25 protein-coding genes are annotated in these 23974 nt (G+C 72.0%); 17 read left to right on the forward strand and 8 right to left on the reverse strand.

Annotated features, from left to right (window positions below):
* The first annotated feature begins 70 nt into the window (after window positions 1-70).
* The 5 genes from ACFYSH_RS04055 to ACFYSH_RS04075 all read left to right on the forward strand — a co-directional run bounded on the left by ACFYSH_RS04055 (window position 71) and on the right by ACFYSH_RS04075 (window position 5442).
* Window positions 71-994: an ABC transporter permease gene (locus ACFYSH_RS04055; protein ID WP_359470562.1), complete on the forward strand. Its 924-nt coding sequence runs from the start codon at window positions 71-73 to the stop codon at window positions 992-994.
* Window positions 987-1979: an ABC transporter permease gene (locus tag ACFYSH_RS04060; protein ID WP_359470559.1), complete on the forward strand. Its 993-nt coding sequence runs from the start codon at window positions 987-989 to the stop codon at window positions 1977-1979. The genes ACFYSH_RS04055 and ACFYSH_RS04060 overlap by 8 nt, the downstream gene beginning before the upstream one ends.
* Before the next feature lie 13 nt (window positions 1980-1992).
* Window positions 1993-2970, forward strand: coding sequence for an ABC transporter ATP-binding protein (locus ACFYSH_RS04065; protein ID WP_359470555.1), 978 nt, complete (start codon window positions 1993-1995; stop codon window positions 2968-2970).
* Window positions 2960-4132, forward strand: a complete 1173-nt coding sequence (locus ACFYSH_RS04070) for a dipeptide ABC transporter ATP-binding protein (RefSeq protein ID WP_359470553.1) — start codon at window positions 2960-2962, stop codon at window positions 4130-4132. Before ACFYSH_RS04065 ends, ACFYSH_RS04070 begins: the two co-directional genes overlap by 11 nt.
* 218 nt (window positions 4133-4350) lie before the next feature.
* Window positions 4351-5442 carry a hypothetical protein gene (locus tag ACFYSH_RS04075; RefSeq protein ID WP_388750802.1) on the forward strand — a complete coding sequence of 364 codons (1092 nt, stop codon included), beginning with the start codon at window positions 4351-4353 and terminating at the stop codon, window positions 5440-5442.
* An 8-nt stretch (window positions 5443-5450) separates the two neighbouring features.
* Here the strand turns inward: ACFYSH_RS04075 and ACFYSH_RS04080 are convergent, their stop codons facing one another.
* Window positions 5451-7577, reverse strand: coding sequence for an alpha/beta fold hydrolase (locus tag ACFYSH_RS04080; protein WP_359470549.1), 2127 nt, complete (start codon window positions 7575-7577; stop codon window positions 5451-5453).
* A gap of 166 nt (window positions 7578-7743) precedes the next feature.
* Here ACFYSH_RS04080 and ACFYSH_RS04085 point away from each other — a divergent pair, with 166 nt between their 5' ends.
* The 5 genes from ACFYSH_RS04085 to ACFYSH_RS04105 all read left to right on the forward strand — a co-directional run bounded on the left by ACFYSH_RS04085 (window position 7744) and on the right by ACFYSH_RS04105 (window position 12186).
* Complete coding sequence (locus ACFYSH_RS04085; protein WP_056793925.1) at window positions 7744-7938, forward strand: DUF2304 family protein; 195 nt, start codon at window positions 7744-7746, stop codon at window positions 7936-7938.
* A 74-nt stretch (window positions 7939-8012) separates the two neighbouring features.
* Window positions 8013-8930: an N-acetyl-1-D-myo-inositol-2-amino-2-deoxy-alpha-D-glucopyranoside deacetylase gene (gene mshB, locus ACFYSH_RS04090; protein ID WP_359470545.1), complete on the forward strand. Its 918-nt coding sequence runs from the start codon at window positions 8013-8015 to the stop codon at window positions 8928-8930.
* Entirely contained in the window at window positions 8927-9388 is a 462-nt protein-coding gene (locus ACFYSH_RS04095) for a DUF6113 family protein (RefSeq protein ID WP_359470543.1), read from the forward strand. Before mshB ends, ACFYSH_RS04095 begins: the two co-directional genes overlap by 4 nt.
* Window positions 9389-9818: 430 nt before the next feature.
* Window positions 9819-11660, forward strand: a complete 1842-nt coding sequence (locus ACFYSH_RS04100) for a hypothetical protein (RefSeq protein WP_359470541.1) — start codon at window positions 9819-9821, stop codon at window positions 11658-11660.
* A gap of 88 nt (window positions 11661-11748) precedes the next feature.
* On the forward strand, window positions 11749-12186 hold the full coding sequence (locus ACFYSH_RS04105) for a VOC family protein (RefSeq protein WP_359470538.1): 438 nt from the start codon (window positions 11749-11751) through the stop codon (window positions 12184-12186).
* A 60-nt stretch (window positions 12187-12246) separates the two neighbouring features.
* On the opposite strand, the gene ACFYSH_RS04110 is transcribed toward ACFYSH_RS04105, so the two are convergent.
* Both ACFYSH_RS04110 and ACFYSH_RS04115 read right to left on the reverse strand, forming a co-directional pair.
* Window positions 12247-13098 carry a transglutaminase-like domain-containing protein gene (locus tag ACFYSH_RS04110; RefSeq protein ID WP_359470535.1) on the reverse strand — a complete coding sequence of 284 codons (852 nt, stop codon included), beginning with the start codon at window positions 13096-13098 and terminating at the stop codon, window positions 12247-12249.
* Between the two features lie 30 nt (window positions 13099-13128).
* Window positions 13129-14127, reverse strand: a complete 999-nt coding sequence (locus ACFYSH_RS04115) for a GNAT family N-acetyltransferase (RefSeq protein WP_359470532.1) — start codon at window positions 14125-14127, stop codon at window positions 13129-13131.
* 117 nt (window positions 14128-14244) lie between these two features.
* On the opposite strand from ACFYSH_RS04115, the gene fdxA reads away from it, so the two are divergent.
* Window positions 14245-14565 carry a ferredoxin gene (gene fdxA, locus ACFYSH_RS04120; RefSeq protein ID WP_014154250.1) on the forward strand — a complete coding sequence of 107 codons (321 nt, stop codon included), beginning with the start codon at window positions 14245-14247 and terminating at the stop codon, window positions 14563-14565.
* 99 nt (window positions 14566-14664) lie between these two features.
* Window positions 14665-15768 carry a succinyldiaminopimelate transaminase gene (gene dapC / locus ACFYSH_RS04125; protein ID WP_388750806.1) on the forward strand — a complete coding sequence of 368 codons (1104 nt, stop codon included), beginning with the start codon at window positions 14665-14667 and terminating at the stop codon, window positions 15766-15768.
* A gap of 306 nt (window positions 15769-16074) precedes the next feature.
* Here dapC and ACFYSH_RS04130 read toward each other — a convergent pair whose 3' ends face one another.
* Window positions 16075-16422, reverse strand: a complete 348-nt coding sequence (locus tag ACFYSH_RS04130; RefSeq protein WP_388750808.1) for an ATP-binding protein — start codon at window positions 16420-16422, stop codon at window positions 16075-16077.
* A 306-nt stretch (window positions 16423-16728) separates the two neighbouring features.
* Window positions 16729-17634, reverse strand: a complete 906-nt coding sequence (locus ACFYSH_RS04135; protein WP_359470524.1) for a hypothetical protein — start codon at window positions 17632-17634, stop codon at window positions 16729-16731.
* A gap of 62 nt (window positions 17635-17696) precedes the next feature.
* Between ACFYSH_RS04135 and dapE the strand changes: the two genes are divergently transcribed.
* Window positions 17697-18776: a succinyl-diaminopimelate desuccinylase gene (gene dapE / locus ACFYSH_RS04140; protein ID WP_359470521.1), complete on the forward strand. Its 1080-nt coding sequence runs from the start codon at window positions 17697-17699 to the stop codon at window positions 18774-18776.
* Between the two features lie 82 nt (window positions 18777-18858).
* The gene (locus ACFYSH_RS04145) at window positions 18859-19644 is read left to right on the forward strand and encodes a TIGR00730 family Rossman fold protein (RefSeq protein ID WP_359470518.1); all 786 of its coding nucleotides are present in this window, start codon (window positions 18859-18861) and stop codon (window positions 19642-19644) included.
* A 178-nt stretch (window positions 19645-19822) separates the two neighbouring features.
* Here ACFYSH_RS04145 and folP read toward each other — a convergent pair whose 3' ends face one another.
* On the reverse strand, window positions 19823-20695 hold the full coding sequence (gene folP, locus ACFYSH_RS04150) for a dihydropteroate synthase (RefSeq protein ID WP_359470514.1): 873 nt from the start codon (window positions 20693-20695) through the stop codon (window positions 19823-19825).
* Window positions 20696-20786: 91 nt separating this feature from the next.
* Between folP and ACFYSH_RS04155 the strand changes: the two genes are divergently transcribed.
* Complete coding sequence (locus ACFYSH_RS04155) at window positions 20787-21179, forward strand: DivIVA domain-containing protein (RefSeq protein WP_359470756.1); 393 nt, start codon at window positions 20787-20789, stop codon at window positions 21177-21179.
* The gene (locus ACFYSH_RS04160) at window positions 21176-21760 is read left to right on the forward strand and encodes a DNA-3-methyladenine glycosylase I (protein ID WP_359470512.1); all 585 of its coding nucleotides are present in this window, start codon (window positions 21176-21178) and stop codon (window positions 21758-21760) included. The genes ACFYSH_RS04155 and ACFYSH_RS04160 overlap by 4 nt, the downstream gene beginning before the upstream one ends.
* A 2-nt stretch (window positions 21761-21762) precedes the next feature.
* Here the strand turns inward: ACFYSH_RS04160 and ACFYSH_RS04165 are convergent, their stop codons facing one another.
* Window positions 21763-22581 carry an enoyl-CoA hydratase/isomerase family protein gene (locus ACFYSH_RS04165; RefSeq protein ID WP_388750812.1) on the reverse strand — a complete coding sequence of 273 codons (819 nt, stop codon included), beginning with the start codon at window positions 22579-22581 and terminating at the stop codon, window positions 21763-21765.
* Between the two features lie 314 nt (window positions 22582-22895).
* Here ACFYSH_RS04165 and ACFYSH_RS04170 point away from each other — a divergent pair, with 314 nt between their 5' ends.
* Window positions 22896-23063 (forward strand): DUF3117 domain-containing protein, encoded by a 168-nt coding sequence (locus ACFYSH_RS04170; RefSeq protein ID WP_003966491.1) that lies wholly within the window; start codon window positions 22896-22898, stop codon window positions 23061-23063.
* Window positions 23064-23165: 102 nt separating this feature from the next.
* Here ACFYSH_RS04170 and ACFYSH_RS04175 read toward each other — a convergent pair whose 3' ends face one another.
* Window positions 23166-23831 (reverse strand): O-methyltransferase, encoded by a 666-nt coding sequence (locus ACFYSH_RS04175; RefSeq protein ID WP_359470509.1) that lies wholly within the window; start codon window positions 23829-23831, stop codon window positions 23166-23168.
* Window positions 23832-23974: the final 143 nt, after the last annotated feature.

Genomic DNA, 23974 nt, shown 5'->3' on the forward strand with positions numbered 1-23974 from the left:
AGGCCGGTGCGGCACACCGCACCGGCCGATCGGCTTTCCGGTCCTTCCGCCCCGACCCCCGGAGCCCTTCATGGGACGTTATGTGATCCGGCGGCTGCTGCAGATGATCCCGGTCTTCTTCGGCACCACGCTGCTGATCTTCCTCATGGTGAACGTGATGGGCGACCCCATCGCGGGGCTCTGCGGCGACCGCCGATGCGACCCCGCGACCGCCGCCCGGCTGCGCACCGAATTCGGCCTCGACAAGCCGGTCTGGCAGCAATACCTGACCTACATGGGCAACATCTTCACCGGTGACTTCGGCACGGCCTTCAACGGGCAGAAGGTCACGGAACTGATGGGCACCGCCTTCCCCATCACCATCCGGCTCACCATCGTCGCGATCGTGTTCGAGATCGTCATCGGCATCAGCCTCGGCGTCGTCACCGGACTGCGCCGCGGGCGTCCCGTCGACACCGTGGTGCTGATCCTGACCCTGGTCGTCATCGCCGTACCGACCTTCGTGACCGGCCTGCTGCTCCAGCTCCTGCTCGGAGTGGAGTGGGGCATCATCAAGCCGTCCGTCTCCTCCGAGGCGCCGGTCGACGAACTCATCGTGCCCGGGCTCGTATTGGCGTCCGTCTCCCTGGCCTACGTCACCCGGCTCACCCGGACCTCGATCGCCGAGAACTCCCGCGCCGACTACGTCCGTACCGCCGTCGCCAAGGGCCTCCCCAGGCGCCGGGTGGTCGTGCGGCACCTGTTGCGCAACTCCCTCATCCCCGTCGTCACCTTCATCGGGACGGACGTGGGCGCCCTCATGGGCGGGGCGATCGTCACCGAGCGCATCTTCAACATCCACGGAGTCGGCTACCAGCTCTACCAGGGCATCCTGCGCCAGAACTCCCAGACCGTCGTCGGATTCGTCACCGTGCTGGTCCTCGTCTTCCTGGCGGCGAACCTGATCGTCGACCTCCTGTACGCCGTACTCGACCCGAGGATCCGCTATGCCTGAGCAGAAGCCGTGGGACGAAGGGACGGGCGGCGGAGCGATCTCGGGGGCCGGTGCGGGCGGGGCGATGGACCTCGCGATGGACGAGGGCACCACGCTGGAGAAGACGCCCGGCGGCCCCGAGGGCACCGGGCCCGCGGGCAAGCCGCGCAGCCTCTGGTCCGACGCCTGGCGCGATCTGCGACGCAACCCGGTCTTCATCATCTCCGGGCTGGTCATCCTGTTCCTGGTGATCATCTCGATCTGGCCGTCGCTGATCGCGGACCAGGACCCCCTCGACTGCGACCTGGCCAAGGCGCAGGAAGGCTCACAGCCCGGGCATCCCTTCGGCTTCGACGGCCAGGGCTGCGACGTCTACACCCGCACCGTTTACGGCGCCAGGACCTCGGTGACCGTCGGTGTCCTCTCCACCCTCGGCGTCTCGCTGCTCGGCGGCGTGCTGGGCGGCCTCGCGGGCTTCTTCGGCGGGGCGTGGGACGCCGTGCTCTCCCGCATCACCGACGTCTTCTTCGGCATCCCGGTGGTCCTGGGCGGACTGGTCTTCCTGTCCGTCGTCACCAGCTCCACCGTCTGGCCCGTGATCGGCTTCATCGTGCTGCTGGGCTGGCCCCAGATCGCCCGCATCGCGCGCGGGTCCGTCATCACCGCGAAACAGAACGACTACGTCCAGGCGGCACGGGCGCTGGGAGCCTCGAACTCCCGGATGCTGCTCCGGCACATCACGCCCAACGCCATCGCCCCGGTGATCGTCGTCGCGACCATCGCCCTGGGGACGTACATCTCGCTGGAGGCGACGCTCTCGTACCTCGGTGTCGGACTGAAGCCTCCGGCCGTCTCCTGGGGCATCGACATCTCCGCCGCCTCCCAGTACGTCCGCAACGCGCCGCACATGCTGCTCTGGCCCGCAGGTGCGCTGGCCGTCACCGTGCTCGCCTTCATCATGCTCGGCGACGCCGTGCGCGACGCCCTCGACCCCAAGCTGCGCTGAGGAGCCCGCTGTCATGTTGCTCGAAGTGCGCGATCTGCACGTGGAGTTCCACACCCGGGACGGGGTCGCCAAGGCCGTCAACGGGGTCAACTACTCGGTGGCCGAAGGCCAGACGCTCGCCGTGCTCGGCGAGTCCGGCTCGGGCAAGTCGGTCACCGCCCAGGCGATCATGGGCATCCTGGACATGCCGCCCGGGAGGATCAGCGGGGGAGAGATCTTCTTCAAGGACCACGACCTCCTGAAGCTCAAGGGGGAGGAGCGGCGCAGGGTCCGCGGCCAGGAGATGGCCATGATCTTCCAGGACGCCCTGTCCTCCCTGAACCCGGTGCTGAGCGTCGGGCAGCAGCTCGGCGAGATGTTCGTCGTGCACCGCGGGATGTCCCGGGGGGACGCCAGGGAGAAGGCCATCGAGCTGATGGACCGGGTGCGCATCCCCGCCGCCCGCCAGCGGGTCGGCGACTTCCCGCACCAGTTCTCCGGCGGTATGCGCCAGCGCATCATGATCGCCATGGCGATGGCGCTGGAACCCTCGCTGATCATCGCCGACGAGCCCACCACGGCCCTCGACGTGACCGTTCAGGCCCAGGTGATGGACCTCCTCGCGGAGCTGCAGCGCGAGTACAACATGGGTCTGATCCTGATCACGCACGACCTGGGTGTCGTCGCGGACGTGGCGGACAAGATCGCCGTGATGTACGCGGGCCGGATCGTCGAGACGTCCCCCGTGCACGAGATCTACAAGGCGCCCGCGCACCCGTACACCAAGGGCCTGCTGCGGTCGATCCCGCGTCTGGACCAGAAGGGCCAGGAGCTCTACGCGATCAAGGGGCTGCCGCCCAACCTGCTGCACATCCCGCCGGGCTGCGCCTTCCACCCACGCTGCCCCATGGCGCAGGCCGTGTGCCGGACGGACGTGCCGCCGCTCTACGCCGTGGACGAGGAACGCCGGAGCGCCTGCCACTTCTGGAAGGAGACGCTCGATGCACGCTGACGACACCGGCCGAGGGGGGGACGGTTCCACGCTCCAGGCCGTGGCGCGGGAGGCCGGCGACGGCCGCCCGTACGCGGAGGGCGACCCCATCCTGGAGGTGCGCGGCCTGGTCAAGCACTACCCACTGACCCAGGGCATCCTGTTCAGGAAGCAGATCGGCGCGGTCAGGGCCGTCGACGGTGTGGACTTCGACCTCGCGGCGGGTGAGACGCTCGGCATCGTGGGGGAGTCCGGCTGCGGGAAGTCGACCGTGGCCAAGATGCTGGTGCACCTGGAGCCGCCGACCGGAGGCGCCATCCGCTACAGGGGCGAGGACATCACCAAGCTGTCCGGCCGCGCGCTGAAGGCCGTACGCCGCAACATCCAGATGGTGTTCCAGGACCCGTACACCTCGCTGAACCCGCGCATGACGGTCGGCGACATCATCGGGGAGCCGTACGAGATCCACCCCGAGGTGGCTCCCAAGGGGAGCCGCCGGCAGAAGGTGCAGGACCTGCTCGACGTCGTGGGCCTGAACCCGGAGTACATCAACCGCTATCCGCACCAGTTCTCCGGCGGCCAGCGCCAGCGCATCGGGATCGCCCGCGGTCTCGCGCTCAACCCCGAGATCATCGTCGCCGACGAACCGGTCTCCGCGCTCGACGTGTCGGTCCAGGCCCAGGTCGTCAACCTGCTGGACCGGTTGCAGGCCGAATTCGACCTCAGCTTCGTCTTCATCGCGCACGACCTCTCGATCGTCCGGCACATCTCGGACCGGGTCGGCGTCATGTACCTGGGCCGGATCGTCGAGATCGGCACGGACGAGGAGATCTACGAACACCCCACGCACCCCTACACCCAGGCACTGCTGTCCGCCGTCCCGGTGCCCGATCCGACGGCCCGTGAGTACCGCGAGCGGATCATCCTGCACGGTGACGTCCCCTCCCCGGCCAACATCCCGTCCGGCTGCCGCTTCCGCACCCGGTGCTGGAAGGCGCAGGAACGGTGCGAGCTGGAGGTGCCGCTGCTCGCGGTGCCGGCGGTCCTCAGGGACTCGGAGACGCCCGCCCGGCACGACTCCGCGTGCCACTTCGCCGAGGAGAAGCAGGTGGTGCCGCCGGAGGACCTGAGGGGGACGCCCGAGGACGACCGGCAGGACGGGGACAACCGGTACGACCGGTAGGAAAGGGAATGACAAATGAGCCTCATGTGCGTTAACACACAGGCAACTTGACCGTCGTCACACCGATATACGGATCTCGCACCATGGAGAGCGTACGGCCGTGCGGGTGCCGTGAACCGGCCGGGGCGTTCATCACGTCGCTCCGGCCGGTTGCCCGTGTCCGCCCCTCCCCACAGGTCCTCTTGTCCCTCGGCGGACCGCGGTGGAGTATCGCTGGGGTGATACTCACACGGGGGGCCAGAATCACCGGAGCGGTGCTGTGCGCCGTGCTCGCGGCTCTCGTCGCGGGCTGGATCGTGCGGGACCTCCGGGCCGTCGGCGATCCGTGGGTCCTGGTGCGTCACTGGGCCGGTTACACGGACGGGCGCCCCGGGAACCCGCCGGCCACCCTGCAAACGGATCCCGTGCTGCTCGTCGTCCACGTCCTCGCCCTGTTCGCCGCGCTGCGCTCCCCGGTGGCCGCGTCGACGCTGGTGGCCACCGGACTGGTCACGTCCGTCCTGCGGCTGCCGGGAGTCTGGACCATCGGATCGTCCTGGACGGACGGGCGGTTCAGCGACGAACTGCGCACCCGTGCCCTCATCGGTACCTTCGTCGCGCTGGCCGCCGGCCTCGCGCTCGTCGTCACCGGAGCCGCAGGCCGCAGACGGCCCGAAGGCTCTTCCGAGCCGCTGCCCACCCGGCCGGGCCGCAGGGCCGGGGTCACGGCCTTCCTGGCGCTCGGCGCCTCGGGGACCGTCATGACCGCCTGGGAGATCCGCCGGCTCCTCGCGCTGCCCGACGCGCTCCGTCCCGGCTGGTACATCGGCGGTGAACTCCGCACGCTCGGGCTGACCGCCACCCCGCCCGGCTGGAGCAGCCTGGCACTCGCGGTGATCTGCCTGGTGGTGGCGTCGACCGCGCTCTTCCGCGCCGTCCACGCCCGCCCGCTGGGCATGATCGCCGCCGGATTCCTCCTGGTCTCCGGTGGGTGCGGCATCGCCCGCGCGGTCCACCACGGGTGGCTCGAGCACTTCGGCGAGGTGGGGACCGAGCAACAGCTCGGCGTGCTCACCTCGTTCCTCCTGGGCCTCGCGGGGGCGGCGGCACTGCTCGTCCTGGCACGCGGGGGCGTCGAGAGCACAGACGGACGGAACCAGGCGTACGGCGGCTACGGCTACCCGCAGGGCGGTATGCCCGGTCACGGCTACCCGCCGTACGGCAGCACCCCCGGCTACGGCTACCCGGGCGGCGGTCCCCACGGCTACGGCTACCCGGGCGGCGGAGCCGGCAGCCCGCAGCCGCCCGCGTCCCCGCCGCCCGGCTGGTGACAGCCCGGCTACGCGCGCGGCAGCCCCAGCGACCGCTTGAGGAAGTCGACCTGGAGCAGCAGCAGATTCTCGGCCACCTGCTCCTGCGGGGTCATGTGCGTCACCCCGCTCAGCGGCAGCACCTCGTGCGGGCGGCCGGCGGACAGCAGAGCGGAGGAGAGCCGCAGCGCGTGGGCGACCACCACGTTGTCGTCGGCCAGGCCGTGGACGATCATCATCGGCCGTACTTCGTCGGCCGGTTCGGAGAGGCCCTCGTCGGTCACCAGGGAGTTACGGGCGTACACGTCGGGCCGGGTCGCGGGGTCGCCGAGATAGCGCTCGGTGTAGTGGGTGTCGTACAGCCGCCAGTCCGTCACCGGTGCGCCGACGACGGCCGCGTGGAAGACGTCGGGGCGCCGCAGCACCGCGAGCGCCGAGAGGTAGCCGCCGTACGACCAGCCGCGCATGGCCACCTTCGACAGGTCCAGCGGAAAGCGCCCGGCCAAGGCGTGGAGCGCCTCGACCTGGTCGTCGAGGGTGAGGGTGAGATCGTCCCGGACCGCCTTCTCCCAGCCGGGCGAGCGACCCGGCGCGCCGCGGCCGTCCGCGACGATCACGGCGAACCCGTGGTCCGCGAACCACTGGGACGTGAGGTGCGGGTTGTGGGCGGCGACCACCCGGCGGCCGTGCGGGCCGCCGTAGGGGTCCATCAGGACCGGAAGCGGACCATCTGATTCCTTGTATCCGGTGGGGAGCAGCACGGCGCACGGGATCCGCTGTGCGCCCCCCTCCGTCAGCTGGACCCGCGCGGTCAGCACCGGGTCCTGCGCGAGGTTCGCCACGGTGGCGATCCGCTTGCCGTCACGCAGTACCCGTACGGACGTCCCCGGGCGCTCGGGGGCAGCCGACACCAGCACCGTCACACCGCCTCCGCGCACCGCTGAGTGCACCCCGACGCCCTCGCTGACGCGCTCCACGCCCAGCTCGTTGACCCGGTACACATGGCTCTGCCCCGTCTCCGGGTCCGCCGCGTCCTCGCCCGCGGTCGCCTGCACCAGGATGTCCGACTCCCCGATGTCCAGCACCGCCTGGATGTGCAACTGGCCGTTGGTGAGCGGCCGGTCGCCGACCGAGAGCACCCGTGCGCCCCCTTCGTCGGCGACCCGTACGAGCCGCCCGTCAGGCCCCCAGGCGGGCACACCATCGAAAAGATCGAGCCAGATTCCGTCCTCGTCGACATGTACCGTGCGCGTCGCGCCGCTCTCCGCGTCCACCGCCAGATGCAACTGACTGCGCTGGTCACGGGCCTGCACCAGGAGCAGCGGGGCGCCGTGCGAGGACCAGTGCACCCGCGCCAGATAGGGGAAGCGGGACCGGTCCCAGACAACCTCGGTACGGGTCCCGTCCAGCCCCGCCACGAAGAGCCGCACCTCCGCGTTGGCCGTCCCCGCGGCCGGATAGCCCACCTCCGCGGGCTTGCTCCCCGGGTGCGCCGGATCGGCGATCCACCACCGCTGTACGGCGCTGTCGTCGACCCGGGCGACCAGCAGGCGGTCCGACTCCGGCGACCACCAGAAACCGCGGTAGCGGCTCATCTCCTCGGCCGCGACGAACTCCGCCAGGCCGTACGAGGTGTGCGCGTCCTCCGGCTCGGCGACCGGCCGGTCCCCGTCGCCCTCGGCCCCCACGACGCGCAGCGCGCCCCGCGCGACGTAGGCGACGTGCCGGCCGTCGGGGGAGGGGCGCGGGTCGATCACCGGGCCCGGTACCGGCAGCGCGCGTGCCGTGCCCGCCCGCAACTCGGCGACGTACGCCTTGCCGGAGAGCGCGAAGGCCGCCAACTCGGCCGCGTCGTCCACCGCGTACCCCACGATGCCCGCCGACCCCTCCCTGGTGCGCTCACGCCGCGCCCTCTCCTGCGGCGACAGCTTCTCGGCCGAACCGCCCAGCAGGGCGTCGGGGTCGGCGGCGATCCGCTCCTCACCCGTCGCGGTGTCCAGCACCAGGAGCCGGTTCGTCCGGTCGGTGCCGGAGGACGACCGCAGGAAGAGCACCCGCGTCCCATCCGGTGAGACGGTGAAGGCGCGGGGTGCGCCGAGAGTGAACCGCTGGGTCCGCGCGTGCTGGAGGGGAAAAGACAGCTTCTTCGAGGTCATGGCCCCGAACCTAGTCCGCGCCGGCCGGTCCGTGCGCCCCTCGTGCTGCTGTGCCCCGATCAATGCGTCGGAACGGATAGTTATGATCCGTAGCGCTCGGTGGGTATGAACCTGCTGGCTCCATGTGTGCTGCCCGTCCCGACCGTACTGATGGAGGTGAACCGCCGTGGCACTCTCGATTTCGGCGGTGGTGCTGCTGGCGATCGTCGTCTTCCTGCTGATCCGGAAATCCGGACTGAAGGGCGGACACGCGGTGGTCTGCATGTTGCTCGGCTTCTACATGGCGAGCTCGTCGATCGCCCCGACCATCTCGGAGGTGACGTCGAACGTGGCAGGCATGATCGGGGGAATCAAGTTCTGACGGGTGCGCCGCCGGGCGCCCCGGACACCGTGGGGCGTTCGGCCCGGAGGGCGGCCTGCTCGTAGGGTGGTCCCATGAAGGACCTCCCTGCCCGCCGTCTGCTCCTGGTGCACGCGCACCCCGACGACGAGTCGATCAACAACGGCGCCACCATGGCCAGGTACGCGGCCGAGGGCGCCCACGTCGCCCTCGTCACCTGCACCCTCGGCGAGGAGGGCGAGGTCATCCCACCGGACCTCGCGCATCTCGCCGCCGACCGGGACGGCGGCCTGGGCGACCACCGCATCGGCGAACTCGCCGCCGCGATGCGGGAACTCGGGGTCGCCGACCACCGGTTCCTGGGCGGCCCCGGCCGTTTCCGCGACTCCGGGATGATGGGCACCGAGCAGAATGACCGGCCCGGTGCCTTCTGGGCCGCCGGCCTCGACGAGGCGGCCGGCCACCTCGTCCGGGTGATCCGCTCCCTGCGCCCCCAGGTCCTGATCACGTACGACCCCGACGGCGGCTACGGCCACCCCGACCACATCCAGGCGCACCGCGTCGCGATGCGCGCGGTCGACCTGGCCGCGGATCGCGCGTACGACGCCGGCGCCGGAGCCCCGCACACCGTCGCGAAGGTCTACTGGAACCGGGTGCCCCGCTCCGTGGCCGAGGAGGCCTTCGCGCGGCTGCGGGAGACCGCCCCCGACGCCTTCCCGGGCATCGCCGGGATCGACGACGTACCCGGTGTGGTGGACGACGCGCGGATCACGACGGAGATCGACGGTACGGCGTACGCCGCGGCGAAGACCGCCGCGATGCGGGCGCACGCCACCCAGATCGCCGTGGACGGGCCGTTCTTCGCCCTGTCGAACGACCTGGGTCAGCCCGTGCTCACCACCGAGTACTACGAGTTGGTGCGCGGTCTGCCGGGTGGCGAGGCCGGTGGCCGGGAGCACGACCTCTTCGCGGGCGTGCCGACCGCGGCCCCCGCACCAGGAGCACTGACATGAGCAGCAGGCAGAGGCAGCGCGCCTCGTCGCGGGCACCGCGTACCAACGCCCCGCCCAGGAGCCCCGCACCCACCGGCCTCGCCGCACCCCTCAACCCCGCGCGCATCCCTCTGTACGTGGCTCTCGCGGTGCTGGGCGCGGCTGTCGGTCTTGCGGGCACCCTCCTCCAGGCGGCCCTGTTCCCGGGCGGGTTGCTGCTGGCGCTCGCCGCGTCGGCCGGCGTGTTCCACGGCGGCCGGGTGGTGGCCGGAACGCAGCTCGGCGCGCTGGCACCGGCCGTGGGCTGGCTCATCGGCGTCATCGTCCTCCTCGGTGGGCGGCCCGAGGGCGACTACGTCTTCGGTGAGGAGCTCGGCCTGGCGCTCTTCATGCTCGGGGGGATGGCCGTCGCTGTGATGTGTGCCACGATGGCGCGACTGCCTTATCCGGCCAACGACACCGGGCGGTCCGGCAGATGACGGGGTATCTCCGCACCCCGTCTGCCTCTCGGCGCGGTGGTGGGTGCATCCTTGTTTCCCCCGTGCGCGGCGAGTCCTACGGCGGCGGCCAGTATGGTGGTGCGCGCGCCGAGCCGTCCCCTGGCCTGCGGCACGGGGGAAGTACGGGCGGCGGAGCCGATCGGGAGAACCTGCTTTGAGTCGTGAAACTGACAGTTCGTCCTCCGGGCCCCAGGGGCGCGGCGGAGCCGCGTACCCCTCGGGTACGCCGCCGTACGGATCACGCCAGTATCCGTCGCTGCACCCGTCCCAGGACGGGCCGGAGGAGACGCCGGAGCCTGCGGACCCGCCTCAGCCCGAGGAGCCCAGAACAGAGACGACGCTGACGACGCGCATCCGGATCAACATTCCGGGCTCGCGTCCGATCCCCCCTGTCGTCATGCGTACGCCGATGAGTGACACGGACCCGTCCGGTGGGCGTCCTGACGCCGAGCGCACCGGCAGCATCCCGGGGCCCGGCGCACCCGCGCCGTCGTCCGGCGGGGCGCCCGGCGCGGACGCGCGTGACGGCGGCCCGGCCGCCGAGGCCTCCGCCGGGAAACCGGCCAGGGAGAAGAGCGGGAGCGACTGGTTCGCCCCGCGCAAGAACTCCGCCCCCGTGCCCGGTGCGGGCGCGGCGCCCGCCGCCTCGGCCTCGGGAGCACCCGCTCCGGGCCCCGGCAGGGGAGGCCCCGGCCCCGGTGGTGCTTCCTCCGGCGGTCCCGCCGGCGCGGGGCGTGGCCCCGGCGTGACACCGCCCGGGATGGACTCGCCCTACCCGGGTGGCGCGACACCGCCCGGGATGGACTCGCTCTTCCCGGGTGGCCCTCAGCGTCCCGACGACCGCGGCGGCGCCCCCCGTCCGGGGCGCAGCGCACTCGACGACCTGGACGCCGGTCCGCGGTCCACGCCGAACCCCGGCGTGCGCCCTCCGGCCGGACAGGGCCCCTCCGGGCCCACCACCGGACCGGCGACGGGCAGTTCGTCGCTGACACCGAACCTCGGCCCGTTTCCCGGCGCGGCGACTCCCGGTGGGCCGTCCGGCCCCGGTGGCGTGCCTCCGCGCATGTCGGACGACACCGCGATCCTGACGCCGCAGGCTCCCGCGCCGGCCCCCGGCTCCGGCGGCCATGTCTCCGGCGACACGCTCACCAGCGGCATCCCGGTCATCCCCGCGGAGCCCCGCTCGGTGTTCCCGGGCGGACCCGGCACCACCCGGCCGCCCGAGGGGCCCCTCGGCAACGGTCCGGCGGACAAGGGCGCCCCGGCGCCCGCCCCCGCGCCGAAGCCCGCACCGCCCGCCAAGAAGGGGCGCTCCAAGCTGGTCCTCCTGGGCGTGGCCGTCTTCGTCCTGGTCGGCGTGGCCTACGGCGCCGGCCTGCTGATGAACCACTCCGAGGTCCCCAAGGGCACCACCGTGCTCGGCGTCGACATCGGCGGCGGCACGAAGGAGGAAGCGGTCGCCAAGCTGGACGCCGCCCTCGGCGAGCGGGCCAAGGCCCCCCTCCGGCTGTCCGTGGAGGGCAAGGAGGAGAAGCTCGCCCCGGAGAAGGCCGGTCTCACCCTGGACAGTCAGGAGACCGTCCGTGGCGCCGCGGGCAGCGACTACAACCCGGTCTCGGTGATCGGCTCCCTGTTCGGCGGGGCACGCCCCGCCGACCCGGTGATCCCGGTCGACGAGGAGAAGCTCGGGGTCGCACTGACGGATCTGGCGGGCGTCTCCGGTTCCGCCGGCGACGGCACGATCAAGTTCGAGCCGAACAAGGCCGTGGCCGTCCCCGGCAAGTCGGGGAAGGCGCTGGACGTCAACCGGTCGATGATCTCCGTACGCGATGCCTACCGCGCACAGGTCCAGACAGGTGAGCCGGCCGTCGTCGAACTGCCGGTGGCCGCCACCGAGCCCACCATCACCGAGGCCGAACTCGACCGGGCGATGAAGGAGTTCGCCGAGCCGGCGATGTCCGGGCTGGTCACCATCAAGGCAGGACCCAAGCAGATCGACTTCGGTCCCGCGAGGTCCCTGCCGCAGATCCTGTCCATGAAGCCGGTCGACGGCAAGCTGGTCCCCGTCTACGACAGGGAAGCGATCGACACCCTGCTGGACGGCGTCTTCGACGGCATCATGATCACCAAGGGCGACGGGAAGCAGCACCAGGTCAGCGCCACGGACGTGGCCCAGGCCATGCAGGGCGCGCTGCTCGGCAAGACTCCCGCCGAGCGCACCGTCACGATCGACCTGACCGGCGCGGGCTGACCGGCTCCGCCGCACATGTAGGACGCCGCCCCCGCCCGGAACCCGGCCGGGGCGGCGTCGTACGGCCCAGCAGAAGGGACGGACCCCTGTGTCCACCAGGTGGAGCCTGACGATCGACTGCGCCCGCCCGAAGGCACTGGCGGCCTTCTGGGCGCAGGCGCTCGGGTACGTGGAGAAGCCACCGCCCGCCGGGTTCGGCAGCTGGGAGGAGTGGTTCACCCATCACGACGTCCCGGAGGACGAGTGGGACGACGGCGCCTATCTGTCCGACCCGGACGGCACGGGCCCGAGCCTGTCCTTCCTGAAGGTCCCGGAATCGAAGACGGTGAAGAACCGGATGCACCTCGACGTGCAGGCGGGCGGCGGCCGGGAGACCCCGTGGGAGATCAGGTGGCCCCGGGTCGCCGAGGCGACGGAACGGCTGACGGCCGCCGGCGGCACGGTGATCCAGGTGCACGAGCTGCAGGGCCGGCCCGACCACGTGGAGATGGCCGACCCCGAGGGACATGAGTTCTGCGTGCTCTGACGGCCGTCCCGTGATCCTCAGGGCCTCTCGTACGGATCACGGGGGGCTCGCGCGCACGCCCTAGTTCAGCAACGCCCTGGCGGCCTGGGCGCGGTGGCGGATGGCCTCGGCGGCCGTCGGCTCGATGCCGTCGACGATCTCGGCGTACTCGTCCATCTCCGCCGCCCCGCGCAGGAACTCCCCGCGCTGCACGAGGAGCTGGGCCCGCTCGTAGCGGAGCCTGGCCGGGTGCGAGGGGAGCAGCAGGGAGAGGTCCAGCGCCCACAGCGCCACGTCCGTGCGCTCGGGGCGCGCCGCGGCCCAGGCACGGATGTTGTTCAGGATCCGCAGCACCGTCTCCAGCGGTCTGGCGGGCACCGGCGTCATCATCGACGGCGGTGCTCCGGTCGCCCCCGTCACCAGCAGTTCCGCCTCCTCGCCGCTCAGCGGGGCGCCGCCTGCGAAGGGGTCGGCCAGCACCCGCTCGGCCGGGTCGCCGAACCCGACCACGTAGTGGCCCGGGAGAGCCACCCCGTACACGGGGGCCCCGGCCCGTCGCGCGACCTCGATCCAGACCACGGACAGCAGGATGGGCAGTCCTCTGCGGCGCCGCAGCACCTGCTGGAGCACCGAGGAGTCGAGCCGCTGGTAGTCCTGGGACGAACCCGCGTAACCGTGGCGCTCGCCGAGCAGCTCGGCGAGCGCGGACGCCCACGCGCGGGCGCCGCGGGCTCCGTACGGGAGGAGGCCGGCCAGCCGGTCCAGCTCGATCTGCGCCGCGTCGATGCCGTACGGATCGGCGTCCCCGGGCGACGGCGGGGAGGCCTCCGCACCCAGCAGCAGGCACATCAGTGCGAGGTCCGGCCGTTCGGCGCGCGCCTCCTCGGCGAACCGCTGCCGTCGTCGGGCCGTGCCGGGGTGCTCAGCGCTCATAGGTGACCCGTATCCCTGCTGCTGTCACCGCTACGCGGACCGGAAGTGGTGGTAGCGGTGGTGGGTGGCGAAGCCCATGCCGTCGTACAGGGCGCGGGCACTGTCATTGTCCGTCTCCACCTGAAGCCACGCGGCCGAGGCACCCTCGTCCAGCGCCGTGCGGGCCAGCGCCGTCATCACGGCCGTGGCGAGGCCCCGGCGACGGTACTCCGGGCCGACCTCGACGGCCATGAAGCCTGCCCAGCGGCCGTCCACCACGCAGCGTCCGATCGCGGCGGGCACCGCCGGATCGTCGCCGGGCACGGAGGCGAACCACACCGACGGGCCGCTGCCCAGCACCCTGAGGACATGGGGCCCCGGAGTCTCGTGGCGCTGGTACCGGGAGAGCCAGGCGTCGTCCGTGCTCCTGGCCGTCCGCACGGCCGGGACATCCGCGTCCAGGTCACCGACCGGTGCCAGCGCCGCGATCCGGACCTCGGCCGTGACCTCACGCCACCACCCGTGCTCCTCCAGTTCCGCGCAGAGGCGCTCCTGCGTGCCCTCGGCGCCCGTGGCCGTCTGGATGCGGGCCGGCAGGTTCCGTTGCGCGTACCAGCGCCGGACGTGCCCGAGTGCCTCGCCGAGCGGGAGGCCCGGATCGCCGAGCGGCAGCACGGAATTGGCGCGGCGGGTGAACCCGCCGGCCGCACGCAGCCGCCAGTCGCCCAGGAGTTCACTCTCCACGGGCTGCCAGGCCCGCGCGGTGGCCAGGGCGAGTTCCTCGAAGGAGGCGGCGGGGCCACGGCGGCGTGCCGGGGCCGGGGGCACCACTTTGCCCGCCACCAGGGTGGACTCCGCGATGCGGACGCTTTCGCCGTTCCTCGTCGTGACGGACAGCGCTCCGTCGTCCCACGATGTGAGAACCCCGACCGTGTCGGTGAACTTCGCACCCTTGCCCGGGGTGCCGACGACGCGCCGTACGGACACCCGTTTTCCCACGTCAGCGGGTGTTATGCGAACCTCGAGCCGTCCGCCGATGGTGAATTCCACAGGTCTGTCTGCCCCTCCTGTTCGGATCGTGCCCCGGAACGGAGATACTAGGGGCGGGCATCGACGACGCCGCGCTCCCGCGCGAGAGCCAACGCCCTACCGAGGAGGAACGACAGCGTGACCTACGTCATCGCGCAGCCTTGTGTCGACGTGAAGGACAAGGCCTGCATCGAAGAGTGCCCCGTCGACTGTATCTACGAGGGCTCCCGGTCCTTGTACATCCATCCGGACGAGTGCGTCGACTGCGGAGCCTGTGAACCGGTCTGCCCGGTCGAGGCCATCTTCTACGAGGACGACACCCCGGAGGAGTGGAAGGACTACTACAAGGCGAACGTCGAGTTCTTCGACGACCTCGGCTCACCGGGTGGCGCCTCCAAGCTGGGTCTCATCGAGCGCGACCACGCGTTCATCGCCGCGCTGCCGCCGCAGAACCAGTAAGCGGTCGCACGAGCGCCGCCCGGTCCCGTACGGCTCGTCACCGTGCGGGACCGAGGTGTTTCCCGGCCGCAACGCCCCCGTACGAGAAAGCAGAGTTCCGTGTCCGCAGCAGTCCCCGTCTCCTCCCGTCTCCCGGTCTTCCCGTGGGACAAGCTCGCGCCCTGCAAGGCGACGGCCGTGGCCCATCCGGACGGCATCGTGGACCTCTCGGTCGGCACGCCCGTCGACCCGGTGCCCGAGCTGATCCAGCAGGCGCTGATCGCTGCCGCGGACAGCCCCGGCTATCCGACGGTGTGGGGGACCGAGGCGCTGCGTGACGCCCTGACCGGCTGGACGGAGCGCAGGCTCGGCGCGGCCGGGGTGACGCACGAGAACGTGCTGCCGGTCGTCGGCTCCAAGGAACTGGTCGCCTGGCTGCCGACCCAGCTCGGTCTCGGCTCGGGCGACAAGGTCGCCTACCCGCGGCTCGCCTACCCGACGTACGAGGTCGGTGCGCGGCTCTGCGGCGCCGAGCCCGTCGTCTACGACGACCCGACGGAGCTGGACCCGCAGGGCCTGAAGCTGCTCTGGCTCAACTCCCCGTCCAACCCGACGGGCCGCGTCCTGCCGAAGGACGAACTGACCCGGATCGTGGCCTGGGCGCGCGAGCACGACGTGCTGGTCTTCAGCGACGAGTGCTACCTGGAGCTCGGCTGGGAGGCCGAGCCCGTCTCCGTCCTGAACGCGGACGTCTGCGGCGGGACGTACGAGGGCATCGTCGCCGTCCACTCGCTCTCCAAGCGCTCCAACCTCGCCGGCTACCGCGCGGCCTTCGTCGCGGGTGACGCGGCTGTCCTCGGTGAGCTGCTCCAGATCCGCAAGCACGGCGGGATGATGACGCCGGCCCCGGTTCAGGCGGCGACGGTCGCGGCGCTGGGCGACGACGCGCACGTCGCGGAGCAGCGGGCGCGTTACGCCCGGCGGCGCACGGTGCTGCGGGCGGCGCTGGAGGCCCACGGCTTCCGGATCGAGCACAGCGAGGCGAGTCTCTACCTCTGGGCCACGCGTGACGAGCCGTGCTGGGAGACCGTGGCGCACCTGGCCGAGCTCGGCATCCTCGTGGCACCGGGCGACTTCTACGGCCCTGCCGGGGACCGCTTCGTGCGGGTCGCGCTGACGGCCTCGGACGAGCGTGTGGACGCGGCGGTCGAGCGGCTGTCGTAGGGCGCGTTTCGGGACCGTCCGAGCGGCTGCGGGACGCGGTGGCCCCTTCACGTGCCGGAGGGGGGGGGGGGGGGGGGGCCCCCCCCGCCCCCCCCCGGGGGGGGGGGGGGGGGGGCCCCGGGGGGGCCCCCCCCCCGGCCCCCGGGGGGGGGGGGGGGGGGGGGGGGGGGGGGGGGGGGGGGGGCGGGGGTGGGGGCCGGGCGGGGGGGGGGGGGGCGGGGGGGGCCGGGCCCGGGGCGGGGGGGGCGGGGGGGGGGCGCCCCCCGGCGGCCCCTCCGTGTGTCCGTGCGGCGCGGTCCCGGCTGATCAGCCGAGCGGCAGGCCCTTGGTGGGCAGGTTCTTGGTGGGGAGGGTGCCCCCGGTCAGCCCACCGTCCGCCACGCCGCCGGCCGTCTTGAGGGTCTTGCCCGCGGCGGGAAGGGTCGTGCCGACCACCTTGCCGCCGGTTCCCTTCGTCACCTCGCTGCCCTGCTTCGAGGCGGAGTCCAGCGTGCTGCCGAGTCCGGCACCGTCGAGCGAGGTGAGGCCACCGAGTGCGGGGGTCTGCGGGAGCCCCGCGGCACCCGCGGCGCCGGCCGCGCCGACCACGGGGGCCGCGCCTGCGGCGATCAGCAGCGCGGCACGGGCGATCCTGCGGGTCAGGGGGAGGGACATGATGCTCCTTCGACGGGATGTCACTGTTCCGCGGCGGATGTGGAGTCCGCCTGTCCGGCGATCGGACGCACTGAACAACCGGTCCGGGGGCGGGGAAGGTTGCGGGGCACCGAGGTAAAGACTGGGTAATGCATCCGATAATCCGCAACGGGGGAGCCCGGTTGCGCGAGGCGGTCCGCAGTCGCCTGATGAACCGTCACTGCTGCCTGTACGCAGGGAGATCCGCGCCCCTGGCGAGGGTGTGGGAGCGGCGGTGGAGGTGGGTCCGGGCGAACGCCCGGCGACCCGCACGAGGGACGGGTCGTACTACTGAGCGAGCCGCATCCGGACCGTCGTGGTGAGTGATTTCGCATGTTCCGTACGTTCCGTCCGCCAGCCCGTGTCGGTGGTCCACACCCGGCCCGCGTACGAGACCTCTTCGATCCGGAGGGCGCCGGCCCGCGCGACCGCCCAGTGGGCGAGCTCCCAGCCACGCCGGGACGTGGCTTCGCCCTCGGCCCGTACGGGCACCGACACCAGGCCGGCCGCGGAGGCGCCGGCGGATCCGGCGGAGGGCAGCACGTCCTTGCCGAAGGCACGCACCAGGTCGGACCGCACCTCCGCCGCGTCCCCGGGCACCCCGGTGTCCGCCGCCGACAGCGAGCAGGTCAGGGAGGCGGGGGCGCGTCCGGTCAGCGCGGCGGACAGCAACGCGGCGTCCGGCTCGTGCTTGGCGTACGCCTGCGGGAACCCGCTCTTCTGCACCCGCTGGGCGGCGACCGTCAGCGGCAGCCTTGAATAACCCGGGACCTCGGCGAGGTGCTCGTAGAACTCCCCGGACGAGTAGACCGGGTCCATGATCTGCGCGGGCGTTCCCCACCCCTGCGAGGGGCGCTGCTGGAAGAGCCCGAGGGAGTCCCGGTCGCCGTGGTCGATGTTGCGCAGCGCGGACTCCTGCAGCGCGGTCGCCAGCGCGATGGTCACCGCCCGCTCCGGCAGCCCGCGCGCGGTGCCGACGGCGGAGACCGTGGCGGCGTTGGCGGCCTGGTCGGGGCTCAGCTCGTACGTACGCCCCTCGCCGCCCTCCGCGGAGACCACGGTGCAGCGGGGCGCGCCCTTGTTGCCGGAGAGGTATTGCACGGCAAGGTAACCGGCCAGCGCCACGAGCACGGCGAAGGCGGCCGTGACACGGAAGAGACGGCTGCGGCGGGGTGAGAGGCTGGTCCGAGGCACGGAACCCACCGTACTGGAGGGTAGGACCGGGGCCGCGGTGCAAGTCCCTTAGGCTCGTGACCATGGATGGACACACGCTTGACCTCGCCCTGGACGGTCCGGAGCTCACCGCCCGGCTGGTCGACTTCCCGTCGGTCAGTGGGCAGGAGAAGGACCTCGCCGACGCCATCGAGGCGGCCCTGCGCCCGCTGCCGCACCTGACCGTCGACCGCCACGGCAACAACGTCGTGGCCAGGACGCGGCTGGGCCGGGCCGAGCGCGTCGTACTGGCGGGGCACATCGACACCGTCCCGATCGCGGACAACGTGCCGTCCAGGCTCGACGACGACGGCGTGCTGTGGGGCTGCGGGACCTCCGACATGAAGTCGGGCGTCGCCGTCCAGCTGCGGATCGCGGCGACGGTGCCGGAGCCCAACCGCGACCTCACGTTCATCTTCTACGACAACGAGGAGGTGGCCGCCCACCTCAACGGCCTCGGACACGTGGCCGAGGCGCACCCGGAGTGGCTGGAAGCGGACTTCGCCGTCCTTCTGGAGGGCTCCGACGCCGAGGTCGAGGGAGGCTGCCAGGGCACGCTGCGGGTCCATCTGCGCTTCGCGGGCGAGCGGGCCCACTCCGCACGCGGCTGGATGGGATCCAACGCGATCCACGCCGCCGCTCCGGCGCTGGCACGGCTCGCCGCGTACGAACCGCGTCGGCCGGTCATCGACGGGCTGGAGTACCGCGAAGGGCTGAACGCCGTCCGCATCGAGGGCGGCGTGGCCAACAACGTCATCCCCGACGCCTGCACCGTGGTCGTCAACTACCGGTACGCACCCGACCTCACGGGCGAGCAGGCGGTCGCGCACGTCCGGGAGGTCTTCGCGGACTGCGGCGTCGACGAGTTCGTCGTCGACGACCACTCCGGAGCGGCGATGCCGGGTCTCTCGCACCCGGCGGCCAAGGCGTTCATGGACGCGGTCGGCGGCACGGCCCTGCCCAAGTTCGGCTGGACCGACGTGTCCCGCTTCGGCTCCCTGGGCATCCCCGCGGTGAACTACGGACCCGGGGACCCCCTGTTCGCCCACAAGCGGGACGAGCACGTGCGGATCGACCGGATCAGGCACTGCGAGGAGCGCCTCCGCTCCTGGCTCACCAGCTGACTCGCCGCATTCCCCCGTGCGTAACCTCCGCCGATCTACGCTGAAGCGACACCACATCGCAGGTCGGCGGAGGGAGCAGGTCATGGGCAACCCGGAGGACGCACGGATCCCCGAGGGCGCGCAGATTCCCGAGGGCGCGGTGAAGCCCGAGGAACAGCGACTGGGTCCGGTACTGCGCCGCAGGGACCAGGTCCAGCCGGGCACGACCGATCAGCGGCTGCTGGATTCCGAGGGCGACTCCGAGTGGGTCCACACCGATCCCTGGCGGGTCATGCGGATCCAGTCCGAGTTCGTGGAGGGCTTCGGCGCGCTGGCGGAACTGCCCAGCGCGATCAGCGTCTTCGGCTCCGCCCGCACCCCGGCCGGCGGGCCGGACTACGAGGCGGGCGTACAGATCGGCAAGGCGCTCGTGGAGGCGGGCTTCGCCGTCATCACCGGGGGTGGCCCGGGGGCGATGGAAGCGGCGAACAAGGGTGCCCGGGACGCGAACGGCGTCTCCGTGGGTCTCGGCATCGAGTTGCCGTTCGAATCCGGCCTGAATCCACATGTCGACATCGGCGTCAACTTCCGCTACTTCTTCGTCCGCAAGACGATGTTCGTGAAGTACGCGCAGGGCTTCGTCGTCCTGCCGGGCGGCCTGGGAACGCTGGACGAGCTCTTCGAGGCGCTGACCCTGGTGCAGACGGGCAAGGTGACGCGCTTCCCGATCGTCCTGTTCGGCACGGAGTACTGGGGCGGGCTGGTGGACTGGCTGCGGGACACGGTGGTCGCGGGAGGCAAGGCGTCCGAGCGGGACCTGATGCTGTTCCACGTCACGGACGACGTGGACGAGGCCGTCCGGCTGGTGACGAAGGAGGTCGGCCGTTAGGGCTCTTCGTCACCAGCCCGCCGGATCACTGCCGGACCAGGCAGCGGAGTCCGGGGCGCACCCGGCATGATCCGGAGGACAGCCCCCGGGCCGTGTCCGCGCAGTTCCGTCGGCACGGACGGTGCGGGCCCGGCCCACGGCCTCGCCCGGGCCCCGGCACGGCACAGGTGCGGTGGGCCTACGCCAGGCCCCGGCGTGCGACCGCCGGGGGCCGGTGGCCCGCGATGGACGCCACCATGTCCAGGACCTGCCGGGTCTCGGCCACCTCGTGCACCCGGTACACCTGCGCCCCCAGCCACGCCGACACGGCCGTCGTCGCGAGCGTGCCGATCACGCGTTCCTTGACCGGCTGGTCGAGCGTCTCACCCACGAAGTCCTTGTTGGAGAGGGAGACCAGCACCGGCCAGCCCGTGGCCGTCATCTCGTCCAGCCGGCGGGTCGCCTCCAACGAGTGCCGGGTGTTCTTCCCGAAGTCGTGACCCGGGTCGATCATGATCCCGTCCGGTCTCACCCCGAGCTCCACGGCCCGCTCGGCAAGCCCCAGGGTCACCCGCAGAATGTCCGCCATCACGTCGTCGTACACGGTCCGGTGCGGCCGTGTGCGGGGCTCCGCGCCACCCGCGTGCGTGCACACCAGCCCCGTCCCGTACCGCGCCGCCACCTCGGCCAGCTTCGGGTCGACACCACCCCACGCGTCGTTCAGCAGGTCGGCCCCGGCCTCGCAGACGGCCTCACCCACGTCGTGCCGCCAGGTGTCCACGCTGATCACGACGTCCGGGTGCCGACGGCGTACCTCGGCGACGAAGCCGACCGTGCGGCGCGCCTCCTCCTGGGCCGTCACCTCCTCGCCGGGGCCGGCCTTCACCCCGCCGACGTCGATGATCGCGGCGCCCTCCGCCACGGCCTGCTCCACCCGGGAGAGCGCGGGTTCGTCCTGGAACGTCGCTCCCTGGTCGTAGAAGGAGTCAGGGGTCCGGTTCACGATCGCCATGATCACCGGCTCGTGCGGCCCGAACTCCCGCCGCCCCAGCCTGAGCGTCCCGCTTCGCATTCCTGGTTCCTCCCTGTAGCCCGCCTGCGACCCTAACCGTCGGTCCCTCATGGCACGATCTGACCTGGACAGGTATTCCGCTCCCGGGGAGATGCACGTGTTCTGGTTCTTGCTGCTCACGATGGCCGTCGTCGTGGCCGCGGTCACCCTGGCGGTGGTCGGCGGAGGCCGAAGCGCGGTGCTGCAGGACGTCGAGCCCGAGCGGCTCACCGACCCGCTGCCCGCGAACCGCCCCGTCGGCCGTGCCGATGTCGAGGCCATGCGGCTGCCCATGGCCGTGCGCGGCTACCGCATGGCGGACGTGGACGAGGCCCTCGGCAGGCTCGGAGCCGAGCTCGCCGAGCGGGACGCCCACATCGCCGAGCTCGAGTCGGCGCTCGCCGGGGCCCAGGCGACCGCGGTGAACGGCCCCGACCTGTTCAAACGGCCGGGCGAGCCACCGGCCGCCCAGGACGGCCCGCAGGACGAGGACGGTGGGCGGTGAGCGGCGCCGAGCCGGCTGCGGACGGCCGCCCGCGCTGCCCGTGGGGCCTGTCCACCGAGGACTATCTCGCCTACCACGACACCGAGTGGGGCCGCCCCGTCCACGGCGACGACGCCCTCTTCGAGCGGCTCTGCCTGGAGGCGTTCCAGTCGGGTCTTTCATGGCTGACGATCCTGCGCCGCCGCGAAGGCTTCCGCAGCGCGTTCGCCGGATTCAAGATCTCCGCGGTGGCGGAGTTCACCGACGCCGACAAGGAACGGCTCCTCGCCGACGCCGGCATCATCCGCAACCGCGCGAAGATCGACGCCACGCTCGCCAACGCCAAGGTGCTGGCGGGCTGGGGCGAGGGCGAACTGGACGCGCTCATCTGGTCGTACGCACCCGACCCGGCCACGCGGCCGGCCCCCCGCACCCTCGGTGACGTCCCGGCGGTCACCCCGGAGTCCACCGCGCTCGCCAAGGACCTGAAGAAGCGCTCCATCCGCTTCGTCGGCCCCACCACGGCCTACGCCCTGATGCAGGCCTGCGGCCTGGTGGACGACCACCTGGCCGACTGCGTGGCCCGGGGCGGCGGCCGGTAGTCCTACCTGCCGAGATACTTCGCCGTCCGCTTCGCGAGGAACGCCTCGACCGCGATCGTGTGGTCCTGCGAGGCGCCCGCCTTCGTCTGGAGTTCGTCCTCCTTCTCCAGCGTCTCGGCGAGCGTGTGCCCGGCGCCGTACGCCATGGAGGCCTTCAGAGCCGCGTACGCCACCGTCGGGCCGTCCGCCAGGGCGCGGGCCACCGCGTGTGCCTCCTTCGCCAGGTCGGACGCGGGCACCACCTTGTTCGCGATGCCCAGCTCATGGGCGTCCTGGGCGGAGATGGAGCGGGGGAAGAGCAGCAGGTCGGCGGCGCGGCTCGCGCCGATCAGCCGGGGCAGGGTCCAGGACACGCCGGAGTCGGCGGTCAGCGCGACGCCCGCGAAGGACGTGTTGAAGGTGGCGGTGTCGGCGACCACGCGGTAGTCGGCGGCGAGCGCGAACCCGAAGCCCGCCCCCGCCGCGACCCCGTTGACCCCCGCGACCACGGGCTTCTCCATCTCGGTGAGGGTGCGCACGATGGGGTTGTAGTGCTCCCGCACCGTGCTCAGCGCGTTGCCGTCCGACTCGCGGGCCTCGGAGAGCTTGGCGACGTGCTCCTTGAGGTCCTGGCCGACGCAGAAGGCGCGCCCGGTCGCGGTGAGGAGGACCGCCCGCACGGCGGGGTCGTCCGCGGCCGCCCGGAGAGCGTCGCGGAGCGCGACCTTGGCGGCGGTGTTCATGGCGTTCATCGCGTCGGGGCGGTTGATCGTGATCGTCGCGAGCCCGTCGCTCACGTCCGTGAGCACCGTGTCAGCCGTGGTGCCGGCCATGTCGGCCATTGCGGGGTCTCCTTACGGGTCCGGCTTCGTGCCTGTCGAGGCAAGCATGGCGGACTCCGGGCGACCCGCACATGTGACCTGCGTCTAACGATTGGACCTCGGCTGAGGGTCGAAGGCGGCGCAGTATCGCAGCCGGATCGCCGAATTGGGTGGTTATGAGAGAGCGCGTTGCGCAAGCGATGCCGGCCGATGTTGGTCATCGGGGTCTGTGATGCGGGATAATGCGGAGGAAGCATTGTGTTCGACGCCGGTGAGGCAGCGCCTGTCATGGAGCCGCCGGCTGCGATGAGCTGGTTTCAGGAAGGGGAACGAGCATGGCGGCCATGAAGCCGCGGACGGGCGACGGCCCGCTCGAGGTGACAAAGGAGGGGCGGGGCATCGTCATGCGCGTTCCGCTCGAAGGCGGCGGTCGGCTTGTCGTCGAGCTGACTCCGGACGAGGCCGATGCACTCGGTGACGCGCTGAAGAAGGTCGTCGGCTGAGGCGGAGGCGCCCACACTTCACCACTGCCCCGGCACGGAATCCGTGCCGGGGCAGTGGTGCGTCCGGGGCAGGACCCCGGGGACGTGTCAGGGGCCGCGCGGTCAGCCGCGCCGGACCGCGCACAGCAGCCCGTCGCCCACCGGCAGCAGCGTGGCCATGAGCTCCTGGCTCTCGCGCACGGCCCGCAGCAGTTCACGAAGGCGCAGTACCTCGGCCGGCTGAGCGGCGGAGTCGATCGTGCGGCCGTCCGCGAAGACACCCTCGAAGCAGACCAGGCCGCCCGGCCGGAGCAGGCGCAACGATTCAGCGAGGCAGTCCAGGCTCTCGAGCCGGTCGCCGTCGCAGAAGACGAGGTCGTAGCCGCCGTCCGCCAGCCGGGGGAGTACGTCGAGGGCGCGCCCGGGGATGAAGCGGGCCCGGTTCGTGGCGAAGCCCGCCGCGCGGAACGCCTCACGGGCGAACTGCTGGCGTTCGGGCTCCGGATCGACGGTGGTCAGCACGCCGTCCGGGCGCATGCCCTGCAGCAGGTAGATGCCGGACACGCCGGTTCCGGTGCCGATCTCGGCCACCGCTTTGGCGTCGGCGGTGGCAGCGAGCAGGCGCAATGCCGCACCGGTGCCTGACGACACCGGGCGGAGCCCTGTCTCCTGGGCCCGGTCCCGGGCCCAGAGCAGCGCTTCCTCCTCGGCGACAAAGGCGTCGGCGAATGCCCAGCTCGTCTGCCGGTTGGCGGTAATGACGCTCTCCTGTCCCCGTAGTTGGCGCAACGGTGACTGTATCCGCTGCACATGGGAACCCGCAGATGGGACCAAGCGTTAGGTAGAGGCGGAGGGCAACACGTGGACCGGGCCCCACGACCCGGCCCGGAATGTGCCCCTTGCTCCCGGGAACACCGGGGGCGCCAGCAGGC

The sequence above is a fragment of the Streptomyces sp. NPDC005791 genome (assembly GCF_042871485.1).
Taxonomy (GTDB): domain Bacteria; phylum Actinomycetota; class Actinomycetes; order Streptomycetales; family Streptomycetaceae; genus Streptomyces.